30 protein-coding genes are annotated in these 23,181 nt (G+C 29.2%); 3 read left to right on the forward strand and 27 right to left on the reverse strand.

The annotated features are described in order from the left end of the window. Positions 1-361: 361 nt before the first annotated feature. The 7 genes from rsgA to ACTG48_RS18700 all read right to left on the reverse strand — a co-directional run bounded on the left by rsgA (position 362) and on the right by ACTG48_RS18700 (position 5,406). Positions 362-1,306, reverse strand: a complete 945-nt coding sequence (rsgA, locus tag ACTG48_RS18670; protein ID WP_479917659.1) for a ribosome small subunit-dependent GTPase A — start codon at positions 1,304-1,306, stop codon at positions 362-364. A 125-nt stretch (positions 1,307-1,431) separates the two neighbouring features. After that, on the reverse strand, positions 1,432-1,833 hold the full coding sequence (locus ACTG48_RS18675; protein ID WP_021386311.1) for an RNHCP domain-containing protein: 402 nt from the start codon (positions 1,831-1,833) through the stop codon (positions 1,432-1,434). 707 nt (positions 1,834-2,540) lie between these two features. Continuing rightward, positions 2,541-2,687, reverse strand: a complete 147-nt coding sequence (locus ACTG48_RS18680) for a glycine zipper domain-containing protein (RefSeq protein WP_021386309.1) — start codon at positions 2,685-2,687, stop codon at positions 2,541-2,543. A 275-nt stretch (positions 2,688-2,962) separates the two neighbouring features. Next, complete coding sequence (locus ACTG48_RS18685) at positions 2,963-3,097, reverse strand: hypothetical protein (RefSeq protein WP_479917660.1); 135 nt, start codon at positions 3,095-3,097, stop codon at positions 2,963-2,965. Positions 3,098-3,236: 139 nt separating this feature from the next. After that, positions 3,237-3,935 (reverse strand): V-type ATP synthase subunit I domain-containing protein, encoded by a 699-nt coding sequence (locus ACTG48_RS18690; protein ID WP_021386334.1) that lies wholly within the window; start codon positions 3,933-3,935, stop codon positions 3,237-3,239. 606 nt (positions 3,936-4,541) lie between these two features. Then, the gene (locus ACTG48_RS18695; protein ID WP_479917661.1) at positions 4,542-4,925 is read right to left on the reverse strand and encodes a BlaI/MecI/CopY family transcriptional regulator; all 384 of its coding nucleotides are present in this window, start codon (positions 4,923-4,925) and stop codon (positions 4,542-4,544) included. Positions 4,926-5,028: 103 nt separating this feature from the next. After that, entirely contained in the window at positions 5,029-5,406 is a 378-nt protein-coding gene (locus ACTG48_RS18700; RefSeq protein ID WP_479917662.1) for a BlaI/MecI/CopY family transcriptional regulator, read from the reverse strand. A 731-nt stretch (positions 5,407-6,137) separates the two neighbouring features. Between ACTG48_RS18700 and ACTG48_RS18705 the strand changes: the two genes are divergently transcribed. Beyond that, the gene (locus ACTG48_RS18705; protein WP_054272103.1) at positions 6,138-6,557 is read left to right on the forward strand and encodes a DUF6530 family protein; all 420 of its coding nucleotides are present in this window, start codon (positions 6,138-6,140) and stop codon (positions 6,555-6,557) included. Positions 6,558-6,580: 23 nt separating this feature from the next. Beyond that, the gene (locus tag ACTG48_RS18710) at positions 6,581-6,790 is read left to right on the forward strand and encodes a hypothetical protein (RefSeq protein ID WP_479917663.1); all 210 of its coding nucleotides are present in this window, start codon (positions 6,581-6,583) and stop codon (positions 6,788-6,790) included. A 232-nt stretch (positions 6,791-7,022) separates the two neighbouring features. On the opposite strand, the gene ACTG48_RS18715 is transcribed toward ACTG48_RS18710, so the two are convergent. Both ACTG48_RS18715 and ACTG48_RS18720 read right to left on the reverse strand, forming a co-directional pair. Next, complete coding sequence (locus ACTG48_RS18715) at positions 7,023-7,451, reverse strand: HTH domain-containing protein (protein WP_479917664.1); 429 nt, start codon at positions 7,449-7,451, stop codon at positions 7,023-7,025. Between the two features lie 18 nt (positions 7,452-7,469). Beyond that, positions 7,470-7,976 carry a hypothetical protein gene (locus tag ACTG48_RS18720; protein WP_095903999.1) on the reverse strand — a complete coding sequence of 169 codons (507 nt, stop codon included), beginning with the start codon at positions 7,974-7,976 and terminating at the stop codon, positions 7,470-7,472. Positions 7,977-8,224: 248 nt separating this feature from the next. Here ACTG48_RS18720 and ACTG48_RS18725 point away from each other — a divergent pair, with 248 nt between their 5' ends. Then, entirely contained in the window at positions 8,225-8,704 is a 480-nt protein-coding gene (locus ACTG48_RS18725) for a hypothetical protein (RefSeq protein WP_479917665.1), read from the forward strand. Positions 8,705-8,732: 28 nt separating this feature from the next. Here the strand turns inward: ACTG48_RS18725 and ACTG48_RS18730 are convergent, their stop codons facing one another. From ACTG48_RS18730 to ACTG48_RS18815, 18 genes are all read right to left on the reverse strand, one after another. After that, complete coding sequence (locus tag ACTG48_RS18730) at positions 8,733-9,530, reverse strand: N-acetylmuramoyl-L-alanine amidase (RefSeq protein ID WP_479917666.1); 798 nt, start codon at positions 9,528-9,530, stop codon at positions 8,733-8,735. Next, positions 9,527-9,787, reverse strand: coding sequence for a phage holin family protein (locus ACTG48_RS18735; protein ID WP_479917667.1), 261 nt, complete (start codon positions 9,785-9,787; stop codon positions 9,527-9,529). The genes ACTG48_RS18730 and ACTG48_RS18735 overlap by 4 nt, the downstream gene beginning before the upstream one ends. A 15-nt stretch (positions 9,788-9,802) precedes the next feature. Next, a complete protein-coding gene (locus ACTG48_RS18740) occupies positions 9,803-10,033 on the reverse strand; it encodes a hemolysin XhlA family protein (RefSeq protein ID WP_054271786.1) in 231 nt (76 codons plus the stop codon). A gap of 61 nt (positions 10,034-10,094) precedes the next feature. Then, positions 10,095-10,658 (reverse strand): hypothetical protein, encoded by a 564-nt coding sequence (locus tag ACTG48_RS18745; RefSeq protein ID WP_479917668.1) that lies wholly within the window; start codon positions 10,656-10,658, stop codon positions 10,095-10,097. A 33-nt stretch (positions 10,659-10,691) separates the two neighbouring features. After that, positions 10,692-10,862, reverse strand: a complete 171-nt coding sequence (locus ACTG48_RS18750) for a hypothetical protein (protein ID WP_479917669.1) — start codon at positions 10,860-10,862, stop codon at positions 10,692-10,694. An 11-nt stretch (positions 10,863-10,873) separates the two neighbouring features. Continuing rightward, positions 10,874-11,221, reverse strand: coding sequence for a hypothetical protein (locus ACTG48_RS18755; RefSeq protein ID WP_479917670.1), 348 nt, complete (start codon positions 11,219-11,221; stop codon positions 10,874-10,876). Positions 11,222-11,234: 13 nt separating this feature from the next. Continuing rightward, positions 11,235-12,854: a glycine rich domain-containing protein gene (locus tag ACTG48_RS18760; protein WP_479917671.1), complete on the reverse strand. Its 1,620-nt coding sequence runs from the start codon at positions 12,852-12,854 to the stop codon at positions 11,235-11,237. 16 nt (positions 12,855-12,870) lie between these two features. Beyond that, positions 12,871-13,896: a phage tail protein gene (locus ACTG48_RS18765; RefSeq protein WP_479917672.1), complete on the reverse strand. Its 1,026-nt coding sequence runs from the start codon at positions 13,894-13,896 to the stop codon at positions 12,871-12,873. 11 nt (positions 13,897-13,907) lie between these two features. Next, positions 13,908-14,525 carry a YmfQ family protein gene (locus ACTG48_RS18770; RefSeq protein ID WP_479917673.1) on the reverse strand — a complete coding sequence of 206 codons (618 nt, stop codon included), beginning with the start codon at positions 14,523-14,525 and terminating at the stop codon, positions 13,908-13,910. After that, positions 14,518-15,567: a baseplate J/gp47 family protein gene (locus ACTG48_RS18775; protein ID WP_479917674.1), complete on the reverse strand. Its 1,050-nt coding sequence runs from the start codon at positions 15,565-15,567 to the stop codon at positions 14,518-14,520. Before ACTG48_RS18775 ends, ACTG48_RS18770 begins: the two co-directional genes overlap by 8 nt. Next, positions 15,568-15,987, reverse strand: a complete 420-nt coding sequence (locus ACTG48_RS18780; protein WP_169469051.1) for a DUF2634 domain-containing protein — start codon at positions 15,985-15,987, stop codon at positions 15,568-15,570. It abuts the gene before it with no gap. 4 nt (positions 15,988-15,991) lie between these two features. Then, positions 15,992-16,252, reverse strand: coding sequence for a DUF2577 domain-containing protein (locus ACTG48_RS18785; protein ID WP_227832502.1), 261 nt, complete (start codon positions 16,250-16,252; stop codon positions 15,992-15,994). Between the two features lie 13 nt (positions 16,253-16,265). Further along, the gene (locus ACTG48_RS18790) at positions 16,266-18,236 is read right to left on the reverse strand and encodes a C40 family peptidase (protein WP_479917675.1); all 1,971 of its coding nucleotides are present in this window, start codon (positions 18,234-18,236) and stop codon (positions 16,266-16,268) included. Continuing rightward, entirely contained in the window at positions 18,229-18,918 is a 690-nt protein-coding gene (locus ACTG48_RS18795) for a LysM peptidoglycan-binding domain-containing protein (RefSeq protein ID WP_479917676.1), read from the reverse strand. Before ACTG48_RS18795 ends, ACTG48_RS18790 begins: the two co-directional genes overlap by 8 nt. A gap of 11 nt (positions 18,919-18,929) precedes the next feature. Further along, positions 18,930-21,281 (reverse strand): tape measure protein, encoded by a 2,352-nt coding sequence (locus ACTG48_RS18800; RefSeq protein ID WP_479917677.1) that lies wholly within the window; start codon positions 21,279-21,281, stop codon positions 18,930-18,932. 77 nt (positions 21,282-21,358) lie between these two features. Next, entirely contained in the window at positions 21,359-21,925 is a 567-nt protein-coding gene (locus ACTG48_RS18805) for a zinc ribbon domain-containing protein (RefSeq protein WP_479917678.1), read from the reverse strand. 263 nt (positions 21,926-22,188) lie between these two features. Beyond that, positions 22,189-22,629, reverse strand: coding sequence for a phage tail assembly chaperone (locus ACTG48_RS18810; RefSeq protein WP_223195610.1), 441 nt, complete (start codon positions 22,627-22,629; stop codon positions 22,189-22,191). A 69-nt stretch (positions 22,630-22,698) separates the two neighbouring features. Then, positions 22,699-23,175 carry a phage tail tube protein gene (locus ACTG48_RS18815; protein WP_065977991.1) on the reverse strand — a complete coding sequence of 159 codons (477 nt, stop codon included), beginning with the start codon at positions 23,173-23,175 and terminating at the stop codon, positions 22,699-22,701. Between the last annotated feature and the right edge of the window lie 6 nt (positions 23,176-23,181).

The raw sequence follows: 23,181 nt of genomic DNA on the forward strand, positions 1-23,181 counted from the left end.
TGCATTTAGTTACTAAGCACAAATAGCAATATATCTTTACATATAGTTATATAAACCAACTATTTTTAACTTATAATAGTCATCATATTGACTATTATAGAATATCATAAGTTTCAAATATAGTCAATATGATGACTATTATATTTTAATAATTCTATTTTCAAGAGTGATGTCAAAGGATTATATTTTTTAATTAAAATTGATACTGTTATAGAGAATTTTTCTTAAAAAATCCATAAAAAAGGCTCTACAAAGAACCTTTCCTGTTTTTATTGTTTAAATCCTAATATAGGTAATTCCTTAATATCATAGTAAACAGAATGAGTAGAATAAAAACAACTGCACTCATATCCTAATTATCTTATTTATTTTTAAAATATTTTTTATTTATCTTTGAAATATTTTTAAATTTCTTTTCTTTTTCCGCCAAATAGTTGCTTTTATCATCTGCGAATATTGCTTCAGTTTTTAGCTTACGATAAGCTTCCCACCTTTTAGGAGAAAGTTCCTGATTTGCAATGGCTTCCCAAATAGCACAACCTGGCTCTGAAGTATGAGTACAATTACGGAAACGACATTTTCCGAAGTAAACTTCTACATCTGCAAAACTTTTATCTAAGCCCTCCAAAGCATGCCACATTCCCAACTGTCGCATACCTGGTGTATCAATAACAATACCACCACCTGATATTAAAAATAACTCTCGTCTAGTTGTGGCATGTCGTCCTTTATCATCATCTATGCGAATTTCCTTCGTATTTAGAAGTTCTTCACCTAACATACAATTAATTAATGAAGATTTTCCAACTCCTGATGAACCAAGTAAAGCAATAGTATAGCCTGATTTAATATACTTAGAAAGCTCTTTCCAACCATCTGGTTCTATAGAAGAAGTAACAACTACATCTACACCCAAAGCTACAGAATTAATTGCATGTAACTTGCGATATAAATTGTCACATAAGTCCACTTTAGTGAGTACTATTACTGGAATTGCCCCACTTTCCCATGCCATAGAGAGATACCTCTCTAATCGATGAATGTTAAAATCCTTGTTTAGTGACATACATAGAAAAACAATGTCAATGTTAGCTACAACTACCTGTTCCTCATTTGTCTTTCCAGCAGACTTACGTATGAACAAGCTTTTTCTACGAAGCACATGATGAATAATAGCATTGCCATTTTTATCAGTACATCGGTCTAACATAACAAAATCTCCAACAGCTGGGAAGTCAGATGGTATAGTAACTTCAAAATGCAACTTTCCTGATACCTCTGCAAAAAGTTCACCATTCTCACACATCGCACGATAAAGGTTCTTTTCCTGTGATACAATACGTGCAATATACAGACCACTATATTCGATACTCTGAGCTATAAAACTGTTATCTAGACCATATTCCTGTAAATCAATCTGTTTTATATCTTTCATTTTTCTTCCTCCTTTTCTAATTTCTCAGTGATTTTTTCCAGTGGAAAAGGTGGTTGTGCCAATGGTTTTAGTGCAATCGACATCAATTTCACTTGATTATCATCTGCTGCCACTCTATTAGAACTAAGATGACCACATCGTATGCAACGATGAATAATTGCCCACTCTCCATTTTTTCTTACCCACACTCCGATGGGTTCCATATTACCATCACAATCCGCAGCACGGTCACCAGGAATAATATCCACATGAAGACTATGTAGACAATGTGGACAATGATTTCTATGTTGTGTCCCAGAACCTTCAGGAACTACAAGGCAACCACACTTTTTGCAAATAAAGTTATCTAGACAGGAATTATCCTGATAATAAGCTCGTTTTCTATTTGTATAATTCATTTTTAAATCCTCCTTAAGATAAACATCTTACACTTTCCACTAAGTTCAATAATGCTCATTTTTATTGACTCAATATCTTATATTTTTCACAAAAAAAATCCACAGGTATTTATATCTGCCTTTTTATGTAGTATATATTTACCTACATAAAAACAGAAAACTCCTGTGGACTAGAAAATTTAATATTTTCTATTTCAACATAATTATATTTAAAATAATACTATGTTAAATTAATAAAGGTGTAGCAGATTAAAGCCCACTACACCACAATTTAACAAAGTAATATATAATATTATTATTTGTTGTCATATGTTAGTTATCTATAAAGGCAGAGTAAGACACAATAATTAAATGTATCAAAAATACACTTAAAAATTCTGATTAAACAGAATATCTATGTCTCCAACTATTTATTTGTTGGTTACCATTATATATAACTCCGACATCAAGCAAAACTCTCCTTTTCTAATAATATTATTGATATTTTACCATAAAATATCCTTATGTTCAACTACAATTTAACATACTCATACATTTAAGTTTATATCTTTTCTTTACTCTATATCATTTAAGATTCTTATCAAATCTAATATTAGCTCAATATTAATTTTTTATAATAAGTATCTTTTGTATTTTTCCTTATGATTAATCTTACTATAAAGCTCAAAACAAATTCTTATTTTTAGCTATACTCTACTATAGAAACTTTATTTAGTTTTGTTTTTGTTATTATCTAATACTACTCCAATAACTAACCCCATGGACAAACCAATAGCGAGATTTTTAAATACTAAACCCAAAATAACACCAAAGCATAATCCTAATGCCAAATAACTTACATTTTCATCTTTCATATCTCTTACTCTCTCCTACCCATATTTATCTATATTATATTAAAATAATCTTATAAAATTTAAAAGCGCATATCTTACACCTTTAAATTTTATAAGATTATAGTCTTTGCCCTATAGCTTTGAAATCAAGTTTCATATACATGTGTTTCCCTTTCCTAGAATATTTACACATATTGTAATCCTTTTGAAAGTATATTATAATAAATTGCTAAAATTATTTGTTCCATTTATTATAAGTAAACCTATTTTTTGCTTTTATTATAGTTTACAAGTTGTTACACAACGCTTGTAAATACATTTTTTATCCAATCAATTATTAAGTCCTTTAAGTGTTCTTCTGTATAACTTGTCCCAACTCCAAAGTTAAAATTTATATAGTTATAAGTATCAATATTATCATCATTTATCAAAGTATTTGCTTATTTTTATTTAATTTCTTGATAAATTACAGTATTTATTTGTATAAAAAATAGAGTTTTTTCTCATCTGACATTGTGACAAGTTTCCATGTAAGGTCAACATTAAAATTACTTTTTTAAGACATACTGCTTAAACCAATGTATTTATATGTCTTTTTTGTTTATCTATTTTATTAAATATATTAGTATTTGAATTTTGTTTATATTCTTTAACATCCTCATCTAATTTTTCTATTCTAGACTCTATTTTCTTTATTTCTTCTTGTGTCATATTTATAAAATTTTTAAGCATGCCTTCAAGCTCTTCACGAGTTTTACCTAATAAAGACAAATCTTCAGATACTTTATCATTGTTATTATAAGCCTCTTTATCGGTCTTTTTTTGTTCTAGTTCTTCTAATTCTTTATCATTTAATTTCTTATTTTTAATTTCTTCATTGAGCTCTTTAGTTATTAAAGATTCTTTCTCCTCATTTATATCTAGATAAGTCGAATTTTCATCTAACATTGTATTTTTATTTTCATCTTCTATATCACTATTTTTTATACTCATTTCTATATTAGAAAAGTCATTAATTGTTTCTCTTATTTCTGACTTAGGTAAGTTCTTAATCGCCTCATTTATTTTTTTAGTATAAATCTCTTGTCTCTCTTTCAAATCTCTAATTCGATTATTAAGTTCTTGTTTTTGCCTCATGATATTAGATAAATAATTGTCTTTTCCTGTATTAGCATTTTTATTAATAATCTTTTCACTAGTTTCTTTATTTATCATATCATTTTTATAACTAAATGAGTACTGACTTTCATGTTTATTAGAAATCTTCATTAATTTTATCCTCCTAAAATAAACTACTTCTTAAGTCTAGATTAATAGTTAAATATTGTCATTCACTTTTTACAACTTCAATATTTCTATAAAGTAAAATCTCTTTTATAAGAGATTCTTTATAATCTAAGTAAATTCAGTATTCGTCACAAGTTATATATATTATCGGAAATATCAAGTTTTTCTAAAGTATTTTTCTTGTAGTATTATATAAACATTTTCAACTTACACAATTTCTTATAAGTTATCAGAAACTTCATTTTGCTCAATCAACATTATTTTAAAATTCTAATTTGTAAACTAAATTTGCCACCGAGATTAAGTTACGTTGGCAAATCGGTGGCAAATACAATATATTATTAATATATAATCTATATAAATGTACTATTTCTTGATTATCTTAGCTACAGTTTCCACATGTGTAGAGTGCAAAAACTACTATGCTAGACTAACCTACACTAGTTTTTAAAATTTTTAAATAGCTACATTAAAGGAAACTATACTCCTGCACTACCCTCTATCGTATTTACTATAAAAAAGTATAAGTTTTTAAAACGGTGGCAAAATGGTGGCAAAATGCAATTTGCCACCTAAAATAATCTTTATTTATTCTTCCTCTTTTAAATTTTTAAAATCTTCTTCAAGTTCTTTTAATTTATCTTCGTCTACTTCATCATCTTCACCATGCAATGCTGACATTAAACTTGAAATTGAATTTTTATGTATGTTCTTCAAAAATTCTTTTGTTTCAAACCTTAGATATTTTTTCTCTTTTACTAGTATATTATAATGTGTAAGTTTACCTATTTTCTGTGTGCTTAAAAATTCCCTTCGCTCTAATCTTTTTAAAACTGTAAATGTAGTTGATTCATTCCATCCATTTTTTTCTTCCATTGCATTAACTAAATCTCTAGAAGTTAATACTTTGTTAGCTTCCCAAATATATCTCATAACTTTTAATTCTGCTTCTGGTAATTTACTAATTTTCATAGTTTACACCCCTTTGCCGATTTATGTATATGTAAATTCTACATCAATAAAGCTTCTCAAACAAGAGAATTTAGCCAAATATATCCATCCAATTTTTACCATATCATTCTTTTAAGTTTCTGTAATACTCTTCTAATGAATCCAACTTTTCTTTACTTACATTTTTATGCGTGGTAGTAAGAGAACTCATTATTTTTCTACTTTTACTAGATTTTAGTACCTTTTTCTTAAAAGCATAATATTCTTCATTATCTATTATTATTTTATAATGAGATTGGAACTTTATAATATCCCTAGCCAAATAACCTTTGTCAAGTAGCCTTTTTAATAGTGTTTTTATTGTACTTTTATGCCATCCATACATCTGTGTTATATCTTTTACAATTTCTTTTTTAGACATTTTAGAATCTTTTTTCCATAAATATTCCATCACTATTAATTCTGCTCTTAATAATTTTTCTACTAACATTTCTTCTTTCATCTTATGTCACTTCCTCATTTAGTCTAACTTAAACTAATAATAGGAGCTTTTTAACACAAAAACTACAGGTAAAATTTACCATATATTCTACTGTTTTAGTTTGTTTTTATATATAAAAAATATTATTCATTTCTATAAACTTATTCAATTTTCAAACACATATAATGAATAATAACTAGTTGTATTGTATTGTTTTAATTGTAGAATAAAACTAAGTTGGCAAAACTAGAGGAATTTAGTGGCATAAATATTTATTAAATAAGACTTGTAAAATGAGTTATAAGTTATATTGGTAAGTTATCAAAAACATATACTCTTTTGGTTTTGTGAAAGTTTTTTAGGTGGGCAATAATATCTATATTTAAAAATAAATTGTATGGATATACACATATATTGACTACTTATAATTATAGTTTATATAGTTATTATAATTTTATAAATACACAGTTAGACGACTTTGTAATATAGTACATAGAAAATATGGTAGAATTTTGTCTGCATAAAGCAATGATATTGATAGGTAAATATAATTATAAAAGATTAATTAATTTATATCATCCATCTTGTGTAAATCATATCTATTCTAGTGAAAATTTTAATATAATCTAGTAATTTCAATATTATTACTAAATGTTTTAGTAATCAATTTATTTATTTATTTTATTGACATTTAGTAAGTATTCTAGTAAAATAAACTTAATAAAATTTTTAAATAAAAGGAGATTGATAAAATGAGAGTACCTGAATATTTGTCACACAAACCTATAGTTGCGGTAGATAATTATGATAGAATTGATGGAAAGTATGCAAATAATTCTGATGCAAAAGCTTTGTCTTTAGGGAAAGCACAATGGAGTGATGATGAGAATATTGAAATTTCAGCTAAAGTTTGGAGACACACTGGAGGGAAATGGTCTAGACAAAGTGAAGAATTACCGCTACACAGAGTATTAGATTTAAATATATTAATACTGTCATCAATGATGATTAAAAAAGATAATAATCTTTCAAAGACTAATTTAGATGAAGTTATATTAAATGAATCTGATAATAAAATATTAGAAAAATTTTTAGATGAAAATCAAGAATATCTAAAACCTAGAATCAGAGAATTAAAAAGAATCTTAAATGAAATAAATTTAGAAGATTAAAGTTAGTTAAGTAGGTGAATGAATTGTGTAATTTTAAAACTTACATATTAAAAAGAACTCTGAACAATAAACAACTGGAGATAACTCGAAGTTTTGACTTAGATAATCTTATTTGTACTGCAACAGAAATTTTGAAAGATAATAAGATTGATTTGATAATTATTGATGAAAAAAACAGGGTTGTTTGGAAAAGTAAAAAGAGCATCCCTTACGACAGAAAATGCTCTCTTTAATATTGGTTAACTTAGTAAAGATGGATTGGATGTTCATCTTTACTTTTTTTATTATATCATATCATTTACTCTATGAAAAAGACCTATTTAAATCATTTTTAAGATATGTTGAGTAAGGTTATTGATAGTTTATACATTTAATGTATTTCAAAAAAATAAGCACTCCTATAAAAAGAGTGCTTTGGTGTATGTTAATGTATATATCTAATACAATTATAACATGTCTTATGTTTTACTTTTCTGTATTTTTAAACAATAAACTCAAACTCATGACAGTAGCACATATCTTATACTTTATTTCTGTTGATAGATAATCCTCTCCATTTATAAAGTCTATTAGATATTTTTCTTCAATATGTGCAGCCCTAGCTATAAACTCGATATTAATTTCATATACATTAATTAAAAGACTTAAGATACCTCTGAGTCTAGAGTCAGAATCAACATCTATAATATATTCAAGTTGCAAAACAAAATTTATCCATTTAGACCATATATCTAAATCTACTGTAAATTCTTTTTCATACTTTTTATAGCTTTTCAATTTTTCTGTTTTTACATCAAGTAAATTGGATAGAATATTTTCATTTATATGATATTCATCTATTAATTTCTTAAGAAGAGACTCTATGTAATTCTTATCTATTTTTTTTGTTTCCATCAAATTCTCCTCTTTAAATTAACGAACCCATGTAATTAAATTAGGAACTACTCTTGCAACTACTTTACCACCTAAATCATAAGCAGCACCAGTTACTATTGCACTATATCTACACCCAGAAAGTGCTCTATATGGTACAGAACCACTAAATCCAGTTACTCTATTACTTGAAGAAGAACCACCATGAGAAACATTAGTTACATTTACAGCTCCAGAAAATCTAGCAGCTGGTATAAACATTGTTATTTTATAATTGACAGTTTTAGAACCAGCTGTTAAACTTAATTTTCCTGTATTTCCTTCAAATATCTCGCGAGTAGATATTTTATTTGGATCAATATTAGGGTCAACTAAAGGAATAACTATTTCTTCGCCTTCTTTTAGTTTTATTTCCTTTCCTGCTACATTAACTACATATTCTTTTTCTTGTGTCTCTGAATCATATGCAAAAGAAGTTATAGACATAGATGCAACTAATAAAACTGCTGATAATATTCCTGTTAATTTTTTAAATATTTTTGACATAAAAACCTCCTATGATTTAAATTAATTATTTTTGAAATCGATTTCTCCTTTATTCTATTATAATAGAGTTTATAAGTCAACACATTATTCTATGCAGATAGAATAAGTTTTATGTACAAGCTTTTAAAATACTTGCATTAAGTCTAAATATTTTTTCATATAAAATCGTTCGACAAATTGCTGATATAAACTCTTAAATATGCTATAAATTAAAGTATATTAGACATTAATTTATGGAGGTATAAAATATGTTTCTCGATGATATATTTGATATTATTAAATTTAACAAAAAAAGCCCTATAGAGCAGTTGCATATTATTCAAGGAGAAGAAAAAACAGACATAAAAGAAGCTGAGGAATATTATAAATGCAATTACAGATTTTATAATTCTCTTAAGGAGATGGATTCAATAGAAAATATAAAAATAGAAAAAACACGCATCAAAACTATGTTAGATTCTAAAAACAATCCAGCAATTCCATTTATGATTGCTATTGTTTCTACATTTATATCAATTTTCTTTAGTATATTTATTGTCAATATTATAAAAAATATTTATATTGCTGGTGCTATAATAGTTGCCTTTTTTTGTGTTTATTCGTATCTAATATGTGAATTTCAGCAAAAATCAAATAGTCACCAAAGATTCTATATAAATTCATTACAAGCATTAGATAATATGGAAAATAAAAAACTTAAAGAAAGAAAGTATAAAAAAAGAAGGTAACAACTAACTCTAGTTGCTACCTTCTAATCTATCTATCAATAAAATCTAATGCTTTATAAAGTGTATCAAATCTATCATTGCCTTTTATCATAGTGTATCTTTCTTTAGTTATAGAATCTATCTTATTACATGCTCCTCCCCCTACAATATATAAATTCTCCGTCTGACCTGGCACATAATCTTTTATATCACAAACTAAACATTCACTCTCTTTATAATTCCAACTGACTACTTGTGCTAATACCTTGTCAACTTCTCCCTCGAAAACTACTGTATGCTTATACATTTGTTTCACCTCAATATTATCTATTTTCTTATTTAAAATACCTTCTGCTATTAGCTTTGCAACTGTATTTTTATTTTTAATATAGTAATCTGTATCTGCTTTACTATCTACGAAACATACTTCAATTAATATTGCTGGTGCTTTTGTATGATTAAGCCAATACAAACCTCTTACATCTGATTTTGCACCTCTATTTTTAAATACTGTTGCTAATTTATCATTGACTCTATTTGCATACATTTTGCCATTACTAGTTTTATATATCGTTTCTGTACCCATAGGATTTAGAGTCATTTTATTAGCATTAAAATGTATTTGAACTGCTAGGTCTATATCTTGTTTATTGGCTATTTGACATTGTTCAGATAGATAATTATTCGATTTATCTATCTTACCAGTATATACAGTTGCTCCACCTTGTTTTAACCATTTAACTATTAGTTCTGTTAGTATTCTGTTTTCTTTTCCTTCATCTATATAACCAACTGCTCCTGTTCCTTTACCTGTTAGTGTATGACCTGGTACTATTGCTATTTTCATTGTTTATTTTCCTCCTTTAATTGTTTGTAAGTTTGATTTATACCTATTGATATACCCCAACAAATTACACCTTGTAAGATTGAGGTTGGATTTAATCCTAACATCCATACTGAGAAGCCTACTCCAAGTGCTAGTAATACTACTGGAATGTACTTGTTATCTAACTGTTTATACTTCTTACAACCTGCTCCTATAACATAAAGAGCAGCTACTAAAATTAGCAACTGCTCGGGTATGAAACTTATTAAATTATCCATATATTTTCCTCCTAATTAAAATATTCCTCTCTGTATGGCAAATATAAAGAAGCCTACAAGTGTTGTAATCATTGTTCCAATTAGCCACTTTAACATGCTTGTGAGTGAATTTAAATTCTCACACAACGCTTTTAATTCTGCTTTAGATTCTATATTTGCTACTTTTAATTCGTCTATTTCATCATTATGTTTGTTTATTGTTACTTCATGTCGTTTCAAATGGTCTTTGAAAAGTTCTTCATTCATGAAAACCTCCTAAATTGTAAATTTGCATTAAAAAAGGCTTAGAGATATTATCTAAGCCCTTTTATTTATAACAAGCAATAAAATATCCTTTAAACGGACTTTTCCCTGTTGTATAACTAGTACTCCCTGCTTCAAATCCTTTTTTATCTGCATTAATTTTAATATAAGCAGTGCTTCCACCAGGATTACTTTCTAATTTTTGTCTTAATGGAGTATAATAACATTCTCTTTCATTCATTATAGAAAATATTGCTAGATGTTCGGGAACAGAAGGAAAAGTAACCTTATATGGCTTTGCTTCTTCTCCTTCAAAAGAACCTCCTGTTATTTTGTATCTAATATTAACTTGTTGTTGTAAATCAGTTATGGTACCTTTAAATTCTGTTATATAATCAGCATACTCTTGAAATGTTTGTTCTGACGTAGCAGGAGAGCCGATAGCGGTTGCAATTAACTCTTTTCCACTATCGGCACTTTGAAAAGCCGAATCTGCTCTATCTATACATTCTTTCAATGCTCCCTCAACATTTTCACTAGTGAATTTATTGTCTGTATCTTCTATAGTTACTTTCTTTGCTTCTAAAACAAGATTTCTAACTTTATTAACTAACTCTTTGAAAGTCAATTAAATCACCTCTTTCCAATAAAAAAAGAACCTCTATATTATTGGTTCTACTGGTGTTTCTTCTTTATTTAATGAATTTGTTAACTCTAAATATTGTTCTTCTGTAATCCTGTTTACTGCATAGAATACATCTATCTTGTGTTGCAAATCTTCCTTCGCACTATAGTTCTTTTGTTCTATCATAAGTTTTAATAAGTTATACATATTAATTCCTCCTATAAATTGTTATTTAATTTGATATTTTCTACTTCAAATGCTGTGTTTACTATTTCAGAATCTCTATTCTTATTTTCTTCTTTTAACATACTTAATTCTTCTTCTAATGCTTGTAATCTCTTTTGTTCATCTGTCAAAACAATTTCTATATCTTTTAAAACAAGTTCTTTTGTGATTGGATTTATAGACTCTATATACTGTTTACTATAGTCTATACTTCCATATTCTAAATCTAAGTAATGTAGTTCTGTTATTGTATCATGCTCTGATACATCTCCTATTGCTTCTCCTGTTTGAAACAGTATGTCTCCTTTTTCATTATATATTATTCTATTTCCTCTATTCATTTTTATTACCTCCTTATAATTTTATATCAACATCAAACGCATACCACTTTACAGTTCGGCTGTATTTTAAAGCAACAGGAAATTCAACAATACTATCAGTAAAACCACCACTAATAGTAAAGCTTTTATCAGTGATATTTTCTATATTAAATATAAAAACTTTACGGTCTTTACCATCAACTCTAGCTAAACCATACTGTGAACCATCATTAATTAGATAAGTAATGCTTATAGTTAAATCATTCTTATCATATACACTAAAATATTTAACTATAACGAGTTTAGGAGTAAAATTCAAATTAGTTGGAACAGTAATTGGTAAAGTAGTTGGAGTATCAAAAGCATAAGTACCACTAGCATATCTGACACGTTGACTAAGTTGGTTAGTCAACTCGGTTATCCTATTTTGCAATTCCTGTACACTAGCGTCTGAACTATTAAAAGAAGTTTTTATTTTCTCTGATAACTCAACAAGTGTATTATTTAAACTTGCTTCTATATTTTTTAATGCTAAAGTATTTATAATACTTGTCTTACCAGTTTTAAAACCCGAATTTACTTCAACAATTTTGGATGCTATATCGCTCAAATTAGAATTTTCTTCGGGTAATGGCATTATATTCTTACTTATACTTAATACTTTCTCTACTGTAGCATTTGCACTGTCTGTAACGACTATTTTAAGTGTGTGTAGTGCATTATCTTCTAATGTATAGTTAATTGTTTTTTCAAGAGTTAAATCTTCTGTTATAGTTTCTTTTAATACATCATCTATAAAATATTCTATTTTAGTTAGTAGCGCAGGTTCTGTGTGGTCAGCTTTAAATGTTGCTTGTGTGGAGTTATAAGAGGATACTGTTAAAAATGGTAATGCTTGTAGTAATGTTATTTTAGCATATCCATTCGCTTTAGTAGTATTACCCCCAGTAACACTACCAACATTTTCTAACCAATATTCTGATGTTGGTATATACCCAACAGGCTTATAGCTATCTTTAGTTAATACATAGCCACTTCCGCCTCCACCGCTTGAAGTGGTTCTAGCACCTGCACCACCAAACCACCCACCACCTCCAGAATTATAAGGATATTTATTTCGTTCTAAACCAAGAATAGAACCTCCACCACAACCAAAAACACCATCCCATTCATCACGATAACCTCTACCGCCATCATATTGTGTTCCTCCAGGTACAACAAGCATTGAACTGTTATCATCATTAGTACTATTTCCGCCTTTAAAACCACCACCTTTGCCAGCAGGAGTTTTACTATATCCGCCTCCGCCACCACCAGCAACAATTATCCTAGATAAAAGACCTCGTTCATTATTCCAATCTGCATTGACAAGTCTTATATCAGTTGCTCCGCCTCCTCCGCTATTAACACCAAGTCCTCCTCCATTAAATGTAAATTCTTCATATTTATTACTAGAACCAGCAGCACCTGTGTATACATATAATGTAGTTTCTTTTTTTAATGTAAGTTCACCATAAGAGTATCCTCCATTAGATTGAGAATCTCCAGTCCAAACCCTTCCATAAGCTCCCCAACACTCTAATTTATATTTGCCTGCTTTTAGAGTAATAGGTTGTGCTTCTGCTTTAAAATCAAAATCCCATACTGTCTGCATTTTATCACTCTCCTTTCTAACAATAAGTTATTAACTCATTCACACTAGTTGCAATGTTAGATAATCCACCATTTACTTTTTCTTCTAAATTAACGAATCTATCCTCAATTTTTTTAGATGAATAAGTAGTCATTTCAGACACTCTATTATCATCAACAGTCGCATTAATTAAACTAGTTTGTGCATTTCCATTTATTAGATACACATACATCTTAATATTTTCTTCATTCCTAACAAGAATACTATTATCATCAATAGCTCTAGCATTTGGTGTAAGTGCTTCTCCAATTTCATCATATAAAGCTATCAGTATTCTTTTAGTCAATAAAGGATGATTTATAGTTACTTCATACATATTAGTTTCACTATTTAAAACCCAATCATCTACTTCTACGATATGTGTATGAGATACATTCACACCACCTGCAATGATACTGTCGATTTTGATATTTTGTTTCTCGTTTTCTGTGTCAATTCTAGTGTTTAACTCTGTCTTAGCAGTTTCTATATTGCTTGTTAACTCTGTTTTAGTTGTATCTATTTTAGCATTAATAGTGTCTATTTTAGTATCCAATTCTTGTATATCTTTGAGCGTAGCAAAAATTATTGTAGGGTCAATTTTAAGTTCTATATTATTTACATTAGATACAATAAGCACAGTTTTAACCTTCATATCAACAACTGCTCCTTGTTCTATAGAAGGTTTATAACATTCTTTATATTTAGAGATTGCAATTAGATTATTTTCATCATCTAAATATCCTATTTCTCTTATCATAAACCCACCTACACTTGATGGTATTAAACTCTCTAATATTATGCAGTTTGGCGCAGTTTCATCTGTGGTTGTATTTCCGATGTTGCCTTCCCATACCACATTTTTAAGTTCTGTCTGACTTTCAGTAGGAGTATACTCACTTCCTCCACCATCTCCAAGTTGAATTTTTACAAACCCTACTTTGTCACCTGTAACACTTGCATTTGCTATCTTTGCCTTTCCTACATTTGTAATTATAGTGTAATAACTTTTATCTATAGCCAATATATCACCTCCTAAAATATTGTTATTTCTTGGTATCCAACTCCATTTCCTGTTAATATATCAATTTCTCCATACGTTTCTATGTTTGGTGGACTCCAAGGATATATAGTTATTTCTTGACCCATCAAAGTGGTTATTCCAAAATTCATATAATTATCTTTACTTATAAGTATTCTAGTGTAGTCAAAACTCATGTTACAAGGTTTAATACTACTTACAAAAGAATGAACTTCCTCAAACCAGTCTTGATTCCTTGCGTCACTCTCTAAATGAATGTTATAAGTAGCATTATTTATAGTTAATTCATAATTGCCTTCTCCAACTATACTATCTAGCCAATTCCTAAGAAATTTCTCCGAATAAGGTAATTTACTTATATATTTACTAAAAATCCTAAATCTTCTATCTTCTAGGCTCTCATTTGATTTAGGAACTATAGACATTATTTTTTCCCATCTTTTTATACCAGTTATGGTCAAATCTTCTAAGAACTGGTCATTTAAGACATCATCTAATTTATCATGTAGTATCTTTATTTCTTTGTTATCTGCATTAAATGCTTTTATATATTCTTCTTTATCTTGCAGAATTTGTGGTAAGTAACTTATTAGATTTATCTCTTTATCCAACTACCTCACCTCTTACTACTATGCTATTACTATCTATTGTTAGATTAGATTTGGCATCATTTATCATAGTATTTGCAATATCTAATACTCCATCTACACTAAGCAATCTAGTTTCAATTTGAGATATACGAACTATTAAGTTTTCTTCATCTTCCCAGCTCATGTTAAGTTCATTTAAATAATCGTCAATTGTTTCTTCTGCTATAGTCTTTATATTCTCCCAAGCATAGCCACTCTTGTATGTTATCTCTGCTGATATGTTTATAGTTGTACTCACGACTCCTGTAACAGTAACTTTATGTCCTATAGGTGCTAATCCAATACCTTCTCCTTGATTTTGTATAGGGTCAATTTCTTCTTGTACTAGATTAACTAAATCACTAGATGGTACTTTAAAATTAGAGTTAATTATTACTAACTTAACAGTTCCTCCACCATTCCAAACTGGATAAACTTTAACTCCCCCAACGTCAGGCAATTTATTAACTTCATACTTATAGTTTTGTATATTCCCACCGAAACTTTGTGAATTTAAACTATCATAGTATCTTTGTCTTAAACTGTCCTCTGATTCTTCCTCTTCTCCATTTATCAATATTTCTGTCAATTCTGCTGTTTCTAATTTGTCTACATATTCAATTGGAATCAACTGACCAAGTTCAAAGATAGGTCCAGCAGTTTCACATTTCATCTTATATATTCCTTCACTAATTCTATCAACTGCCACATAATTGTATTCTCCTAAGTTGAATCTTGAATCAAGAGGAATATCTATATTAAATACTCCTTTTGCAATGGTATTAGTTGCAGATAGTGGTGTGATTCCTCTTTCTTTACATCTTTTCTCTAAATAATAGTAACTAGCAGTATCAACAAATGTTTGGTCTAACATTTCGTCCATTGCAATATAAGCCTCTGTCAATTCGATAGCAACTGGTGCCAAGGCATTATATATTATAGAACCTTCTCTCTTATCTAGTGTATTTGGTACACTATCTAACATTCTTTTAATTATATTTTCAAAAGTCATTAACTCAAACAATTATACACTCACCACCTTCTCTGCTTTTATATTTCCATATTTACTGTGAACTATGAACTTACAATGTACTTTACCCTTTATATTTTCAAACTCAAAATTATCTACATTTTCAATTCTATCATCCTGCACTAATGCTTCTGTTATCCTTCTCTCTAACTCGGGTATTACATATGAGACAGGTTCTCCAATAAGGTCGTTCAACTCGACCCCATAATTCCAAGAATAAATAAAGTGCTCATATCTTTCAGTATTTAAAATCAAAAAGATGGTCTGTTTTAATGCTTCCACATCATCACAAATACCATCTACTTTATTTTTTTCTATATTTAATTTAAAGGTCTTACTTGGTTCTTCTCTTACATCAAAGTTTATAATTGATACATCTTCTATATCATAGTCAATAGTGTCTGTTGGTATCACTTCATCACATCCTATCTAAAATTAAATACTGTTGTCCTCCTTGCATACGAATTAAAACTAATTTATCTCCTATCTTTTTATCTGTATATCTTTTAAATGTATCTGTTTGTATTAAAAAAAATTCACCAATAGATAATTTTTGTTCTATTTTAATTTTTAAAGGACTTACACTTTCTATTGTTCCAAATACAATTTGCATTGGATTACTTGTTTCTACTGCATCCATTGCTGCCTTTTTAATTATTTGCAATAATTCCTGTGACATTTTATCACCTCACTTAAAAGAATCTTCTAGCTCTTGCAAAATCATGATTCTTATTTTGTCTACCACTTAAACTACTTATTTTGACTACATCACCAGTCTTTGGTGAATGTATGAACTGGTCATTTCCTATACATAGTCCAACATGATGTACTTTTCCTTTTCCTTGATTGTATGCAAAGAATACTAAATCCCCAGCTTTTACATCATTTATGTTGCATAATAGTTTTCCTCTACTATCTTTTGATTGGTCTGCTGAAACTCTAGGTAGATTTATTCCTGCACCTCTCTTAAATGCCCAAATCATAAGTCCACTACAATCAAAACTTTTAGGACCATTACCACCCCAAGCATATGGCTTACCAAGCTGATTTTTTGCTTCTTGAATAACTTTACTTACTTTACTATTATTGTTTGTTGATGTATTATCAGTGCTATTATTTTGAACTTGATAAGTTGTATCTTTTAAATTCTTTTCTGCTTCTTCATCACTTCCAATTCCTGTACCACTTGAATTATCGTAATTACTCCCTGTTATTTGTTTATAAAATGCACTCACACATTTTACCCATTCTTTGTCTGAACTTGAAGAATACTTATTTCTGATACTTTCTAATGTTTTTCTACCTTGATAGATATAGTTTCTTGATAAATTACTTATACCTCTTTTTATTCCTTCATCAGTCCTTGAAAAACTTAAATACTTTCCATCTATTCTCATTCCGAAGAAATTATTTTTAGTATTTGCAATATTTGAAGTTCCTCTAGCTGATTCGTGCATTGATATAGCCGCCATTAGTGCTGGATTAACTTTATAAGCATTTGAATATTTAACAAATATATTTCCTGTATTTGATAATTTACCTTTAAGTAGTTTATTAATTTTATTAGCCATTTCAGTATCTTCTTTACTTGCAGTACTTTCTGTAGTACCATTTTTCTTTTCATCTTTATTATTTGTATTTCCACTTGAATAGGAACTTGAAGAATAAGAAGCGAACTCGTCTCCATCAACTAAAGTTAAATCCATGAAATGTGAATTATTTTCAAAAGTATGTTTAACTTTCTCAACTAACATATAATTTTGTAACTCTATATCTCCTAACGACAAAAAAACAGGTACTAAACAACCTGCTCTCACTCTAGTATCTCCAAGCACATTTTTTAAACTTAGTGACTTAGTTTTCTTATTATATAGTTTTAAAAGTATATCACATTTTTGTTTTATTTCTGCTTCACTCATGTTCTTGTCTACTGTATCAAACATTTGAAGTATTCCCCAGCTTCTCATATGCGTTGAGTCTTGAGCGATATAGACATCTCTTTTACCTGACTCCTCGTTGTCTCTCACAAGTTTTATTTTTGTATAAGTATCACTATCTATTGATGAATTATAGTCAAAATCTTCTATTACATCATTATTCATAACAGTATCTAATTTCATTGATGCAACATTTTTTAATGTTATCCTTCCAAAATCATCATACAAAACATACATTTCCTTTTTCTCTCTTAGAGTATCATCTAGTGCAGTTAATATCATATCAAAGAGTGTTTTATTTTCTTCAACTCTCGATATTTTATATTTTGTATCTTCTATGACATTGTATTTTAAATTAAAATCTTTAGCTAACATTTTTATAAGTTCACTTGCAGTTTTATTACTATATACATAAGTATCTTTATTCTTAAAATATCTTAGCTGGTCATATGCAACTATTTTAATGTGATTTTCCTTATCTCTTTTCTTCTGAAATATATATCCATAGAATATACCTATTTCTTTAAAATATAAACGAACTGAATTGCCTTCACAAAACTGTAGTATATCATCCATGACAATTGTAAATTCTAACTTTGAAGGTGTACCTCGTCTTTCCATTTCCCATGTGATACCATCTAAAACTACAGGCTCATAGAAATCTTCCCAATGTGCTATTACTAGTCTTATATCTCTATCATTTGCTAATACTAATTCATCAGCCAAGCCTCAACACCTGCCCTTTGTAAATGGTATATTTACTTAAGTTTTTATTCTTATTAGCCTTATCCATCATAGTCTTGTTTAGCTCATATACTTTCTTATATAATGAGCCATTACCAAGTTGCTTTTGACAGATTGACCATAAACTATCACCTGCCTTGACTGTGTATGTTTTAGCATTTGGTGCATTGACTGAATCAACTCGTTTTGGCTCTATTTTTACATTAGGTCTACCTGTCTCGTTTTTAGGTGCAGCAGGAACTAACTTTTTAGTTGAATAATCTCTATATTGTTTTAATTTTATTGCTACTTTTGTATCTGAGGCATTGTCGGCGTCTTCTAAGATTGTATATTCTTCAAGAGATACTTTCATATTAGTATTAAATAGGACCTTATTACCCATTTCCCTTGAAACAATAAATTGAAATGGCTTACAATCTGTTTTTAGTAGTTCTAGTTTACTTAAAAAGAATTGTACATCCCTAAAAGTCCCTCTGTAAAACGGTAATTTATTGTGTGTAAATTCTGCTTCAAAACTTATTTCAGATAACCCTTCTTTTTTTAATATATTTACTTCACCCATATTAATTAGGTCAACTGTCTTATTTTTGTTTGTTACTTTGACCTCAAGCTTACCAGGTGTGATTGGTAATTGTACTCCATCTAAATAAAAGTCATAAGCCATTTAAACACCTCCTAAACGATTCCTTCGGCTGAAACAACCATAGCATCATTCAGTTTTTCTGTTAGTACATTAACTATTCCATCTACATCTGCATCTTTACTTATGTTGTTTGTGTTGTTCATGTCAATTTTAATGTTTACTCCTGTAAAACGATTGATTGTTTCTTGCTCTGCAATGTCTCTAAGATATTTTAAATCTTCTTGACTTTTATCCATTGTTTTTGCCATCTTTGCAGTATTTCCCGCAGTATCTTTCGCTCCTTTTGCTGCGTCACTGAGCGGAGAATTAATCCCTGCTGAACCAAATCCATCACCAAGTCCATATTTTTTATCCCATAAATCATCAAGCCCAAGTTTTTTCTTTGCATCTTCTGCTATTTTACTAATGTCAAAAGTGTCTTTCAGTTTGTTTTGTAATTGATGTCCTACATCATATCCTTTTTTGTAAGAGTCAAATGGATTTTTGATTTCTGCATATGGAGCTTTCCAGTCCTGCGGCTTAATAGGCTCTTTTAATGTTTTTTGATAGTTTTTTAAACCTCCAACGACAGAGTCTATATTTTTTGTATAACCATGACCAAATGCATCTATATTTACTCCAGGTATTTTATTAATTAATTCAATTAAGCCATTTACCGCTTTTATTGCTAGATTTACTCCATTTATAAATACATTTGCAAGTGTTGTTGCACATCTATCAAAAGAACCTCCAACATCACCCATTGAGTTTATAACAAAATTTGCAAGATTATAGAATAACATCTGTACACCATAGATACAAATATTAAATGAGTTAACAAAGAACTCTGCAAATGCCATTACTATGTTCCACGCACCTGCGAATACATCATAAATACAAGTGCCTAGAAAATAAAGAGTTCCTACAACTACACCAATCGCAGAAACACTTGTTCCTGCAAACTGATTAAAAACTGCTATAGCCACAAAAAATGCAACAACAATTGCTATTACACCATATAAAATCCAAGTAATTGGACAAGCCATCATTGCTGCATTTAATCCATCTTGAGCTATAGTAGTAGCAACTAATGCAGCAGCTCTCCAAGATTCGGCTATTATATGTGCAAAGTTCATGGCTAAAGATATTGCAGATAGTGCAATGTCTTTAACTTTATTTGCAATGCTAAGTAGTAATACATTGTTATACACTAGCATTGCTGCTGCAACACCAAGTATTATAGGTGCGATAATACTCCAATTTTGTGCAAATACATTAGCAACATTTAATGCTTGTGCTATTATCCATCCCATACCTTGTGCAATTAAACTAATTCCAACAATCATCACATTTGAGAAACTTTGAAAAGCTGGACTACCTAATATATTTATAATTCCATTAAAAATGTTATAAGCAACATTTCCAAGCACATACAAAGAGTCTATAAAATTATCTATAAAGGTTCGGAAACCCCGGCTAGACATAGCTTGCTCTATCTTTTTTTGTATAACGCCAAAAATCATGACGCAATTATTTTTTATTGATGTCCAAATTTGATTAAATGTGTAAGGCATCTTCTCAAACTCTGCATTAGTTTGTTCTGCTGCTGCAAGTAAGGAGTTTTTCACAATGTCTGCTGTTAACATTCCCTCTGATGCCATTCCTCTTATTTTCCCTATGTCCACATCCAAGTAGTCAGCAATCGATTGAATTATATTAGGTGCTGACTCAAACACAGCATTCAATTCTTCTCCTCTTAAAACTCCACTACCAAGACCTTGAGTTAATTGTAATAGTGCTGAATTGGTTTCTTCTGTTGTTGCTCCTGCAATTACGAATTTTTTATTTAATTGTTCAGCAAATGCTACTATCTCTTTTGTGCTACTAAATGCTTTACCTGCATTCATTCCGACTCTAGTTACTATTTTAGAAGTATCTAAATAAGACGCCCTTGCTCTTTCTGCTGATTGAAATATCATCTTGTTTAATCCACCATCTGATTGCTGACCATCATTTATCATACTCAAGCGAGCATTAGTACTCGTCATTTTGTCGCTTAGATTAATTAAACCACCAACACTTCTTAAAGTAACATAAGTCGCTACTAATCTTTTAGCATTTGCTACTAATTTATCTGTACTACTTGCTCCTTTTTTAACATCATCATTAAATCTTTTTTGTTGTTCATCAGCTTCTCTTATCTGTCGTTCTAATCTATCAAATCCAGCTTCTGCTCTTGCCAATTCTTCTCTAGCTCTTATTATGCTATTAGCATTTACTGCATTACTAGAAGTTCTTTGTAATTGCTCAAATGAACTCAGTACTATATTCATAGCAGTTGTCATATGTCGAAATACAGGCGTCATTCCATCGAAAATTCTTATAGATGTTTGTATTGTAGCCATTTTTTCACTCTCCTTTCTGTTAATTTATATAATAAAAACACTTACTAATTTAGTAAGTGTTTTTATTATGAATACATTTATTTTTTACCTGCCCAAAACTGTTTTCCACAATTCAAGCATGTAACTCTAACTTTCTTTGCTCCTAAATTTCCGGCTACTAAACCTATTCCACCAGTTAAACTCGCTCCTACCACTGCTTTTCCTATACCAAAACCTTTTTTTTGAGCTGTCAAAGATGTTGAACCACATTTAGGGCAACAAGCAACTGATTCTTGTTGAGCTTTTTCAATATTATTTTTTCTATTTTGATTGTTTATTATTTTTTCCTTTTCTGAATTACTCATAGTATCATCAATAAAATTAATTTTTAACTCTTCAAAAGAAGAATCCACTATTTTTTTTGCTTCCTTTATGTTCAAACCACTTATTTTCATTACATTTTTTATTGCATTTACTTTTTCTTTTCTATACTTTCTATAAATTTCGGTCATATTTATTTCTGTATTATTTACATTAACAATTAAATCTTGTTTTGTTTCAATATCTTTATTATCTATAACGATTTCAATTTCTACAGAAGCTCCACAACTTGAACAAAATTTACCTACCCCTGTAATTTCTGCTCCACAACTTGAACAAAACATAATAATCCCCCTAGCATAATAATTTTATAATATTATTATACTATACTAGTACAATTTTTACATTATACATTATCTCCTTCTACCTCTCTTTTTCTCTCTTTCAGCTTCTTTCATTGCTTCTTCTTCATCCTCTATTTTAACAAGTATTGAGGCGGCTGCTAATGCTCTCTCATTAACTTCTAAATTCAAGTATTCACTAGGTTTCCACTTTAATTTTTGAATACAATAATGAGTAATACTAGCATCGAAATCGCCACCTCTGATTAGTTTTTTGCTTCTTCTACTTTATCTTCAAATGAGGTATCAAATCCATTAACTTCATTCACTTTTACAGTGTAATTTACATACTCACCTGCATTTAACATTGCTTTTAATAGCTGAGCTTCTCCCATTACTCCATAACTATTTTGTAACTCAACGTCTTTCAAATCGGGAAATACAGTAGATGCCACACATAATTCAGCTACATAACTGTTGTAGTCAATTTCACTTGTATATTGTCCTGTATGTTTCCCATTATTGCCAATCACTTTCACTCTTTTGGTACAATTTCTTCTTAATACTTCATCTTCCTCAGAAGATAAAACTCTTAATTCCCATTCAACCGGTTTTCCTTCTTCATCTAAAAATCTATCGCTTGCCACATACATTACATTCTCATTTTTTATTGCATTTTGACTTAAAAAAGCACTTAAATTACTCATTTCTTAATTCTCCTTTTTATTTTAATTTTTACATAAAAAACACACATCTATAATTTATAAATGTGTATTCTATATCATACCTAATAAAATTTTAAATTCTTCTGGCATATCCCAATCATCAAAAGTAAAATCTATATCCTCATCTAAATATTCACTATCTGCATCAAATTTAGCTAATGTGACCTCATCTATATTACAATCTTTTAATATAATAGTTTGTCTTCCTATGCTTGAAGTAGGGTCTTCATTAGTAATTTGCATATCAAAATATATATCTTCTCCAGTCTCCTTATATCTAAGCATAAGTTTTCTAAAGATAGAAGTATTATAATGAACAGTTGCACTTCCTGTGCCTTCCCATCCAGTAGTTTTGTTTCCTTTTCCTGTTTGCCCTAAAATTGGTATCTTACTTTTATTCTTCTTAAATTTAGCCTCTACCTTGATGCACTGCATAAGAAGGTATCTTTTACCTTCAATGGTAACATAGCATTCTGCCAAAGATGCACTTATTGCATCTTTTGACTTCATAGTAATATTTTTAGCCATTCTAAT

This window comes from Clostridioides sp. LIBA-6822 (genome assembly GCF_056688955.1).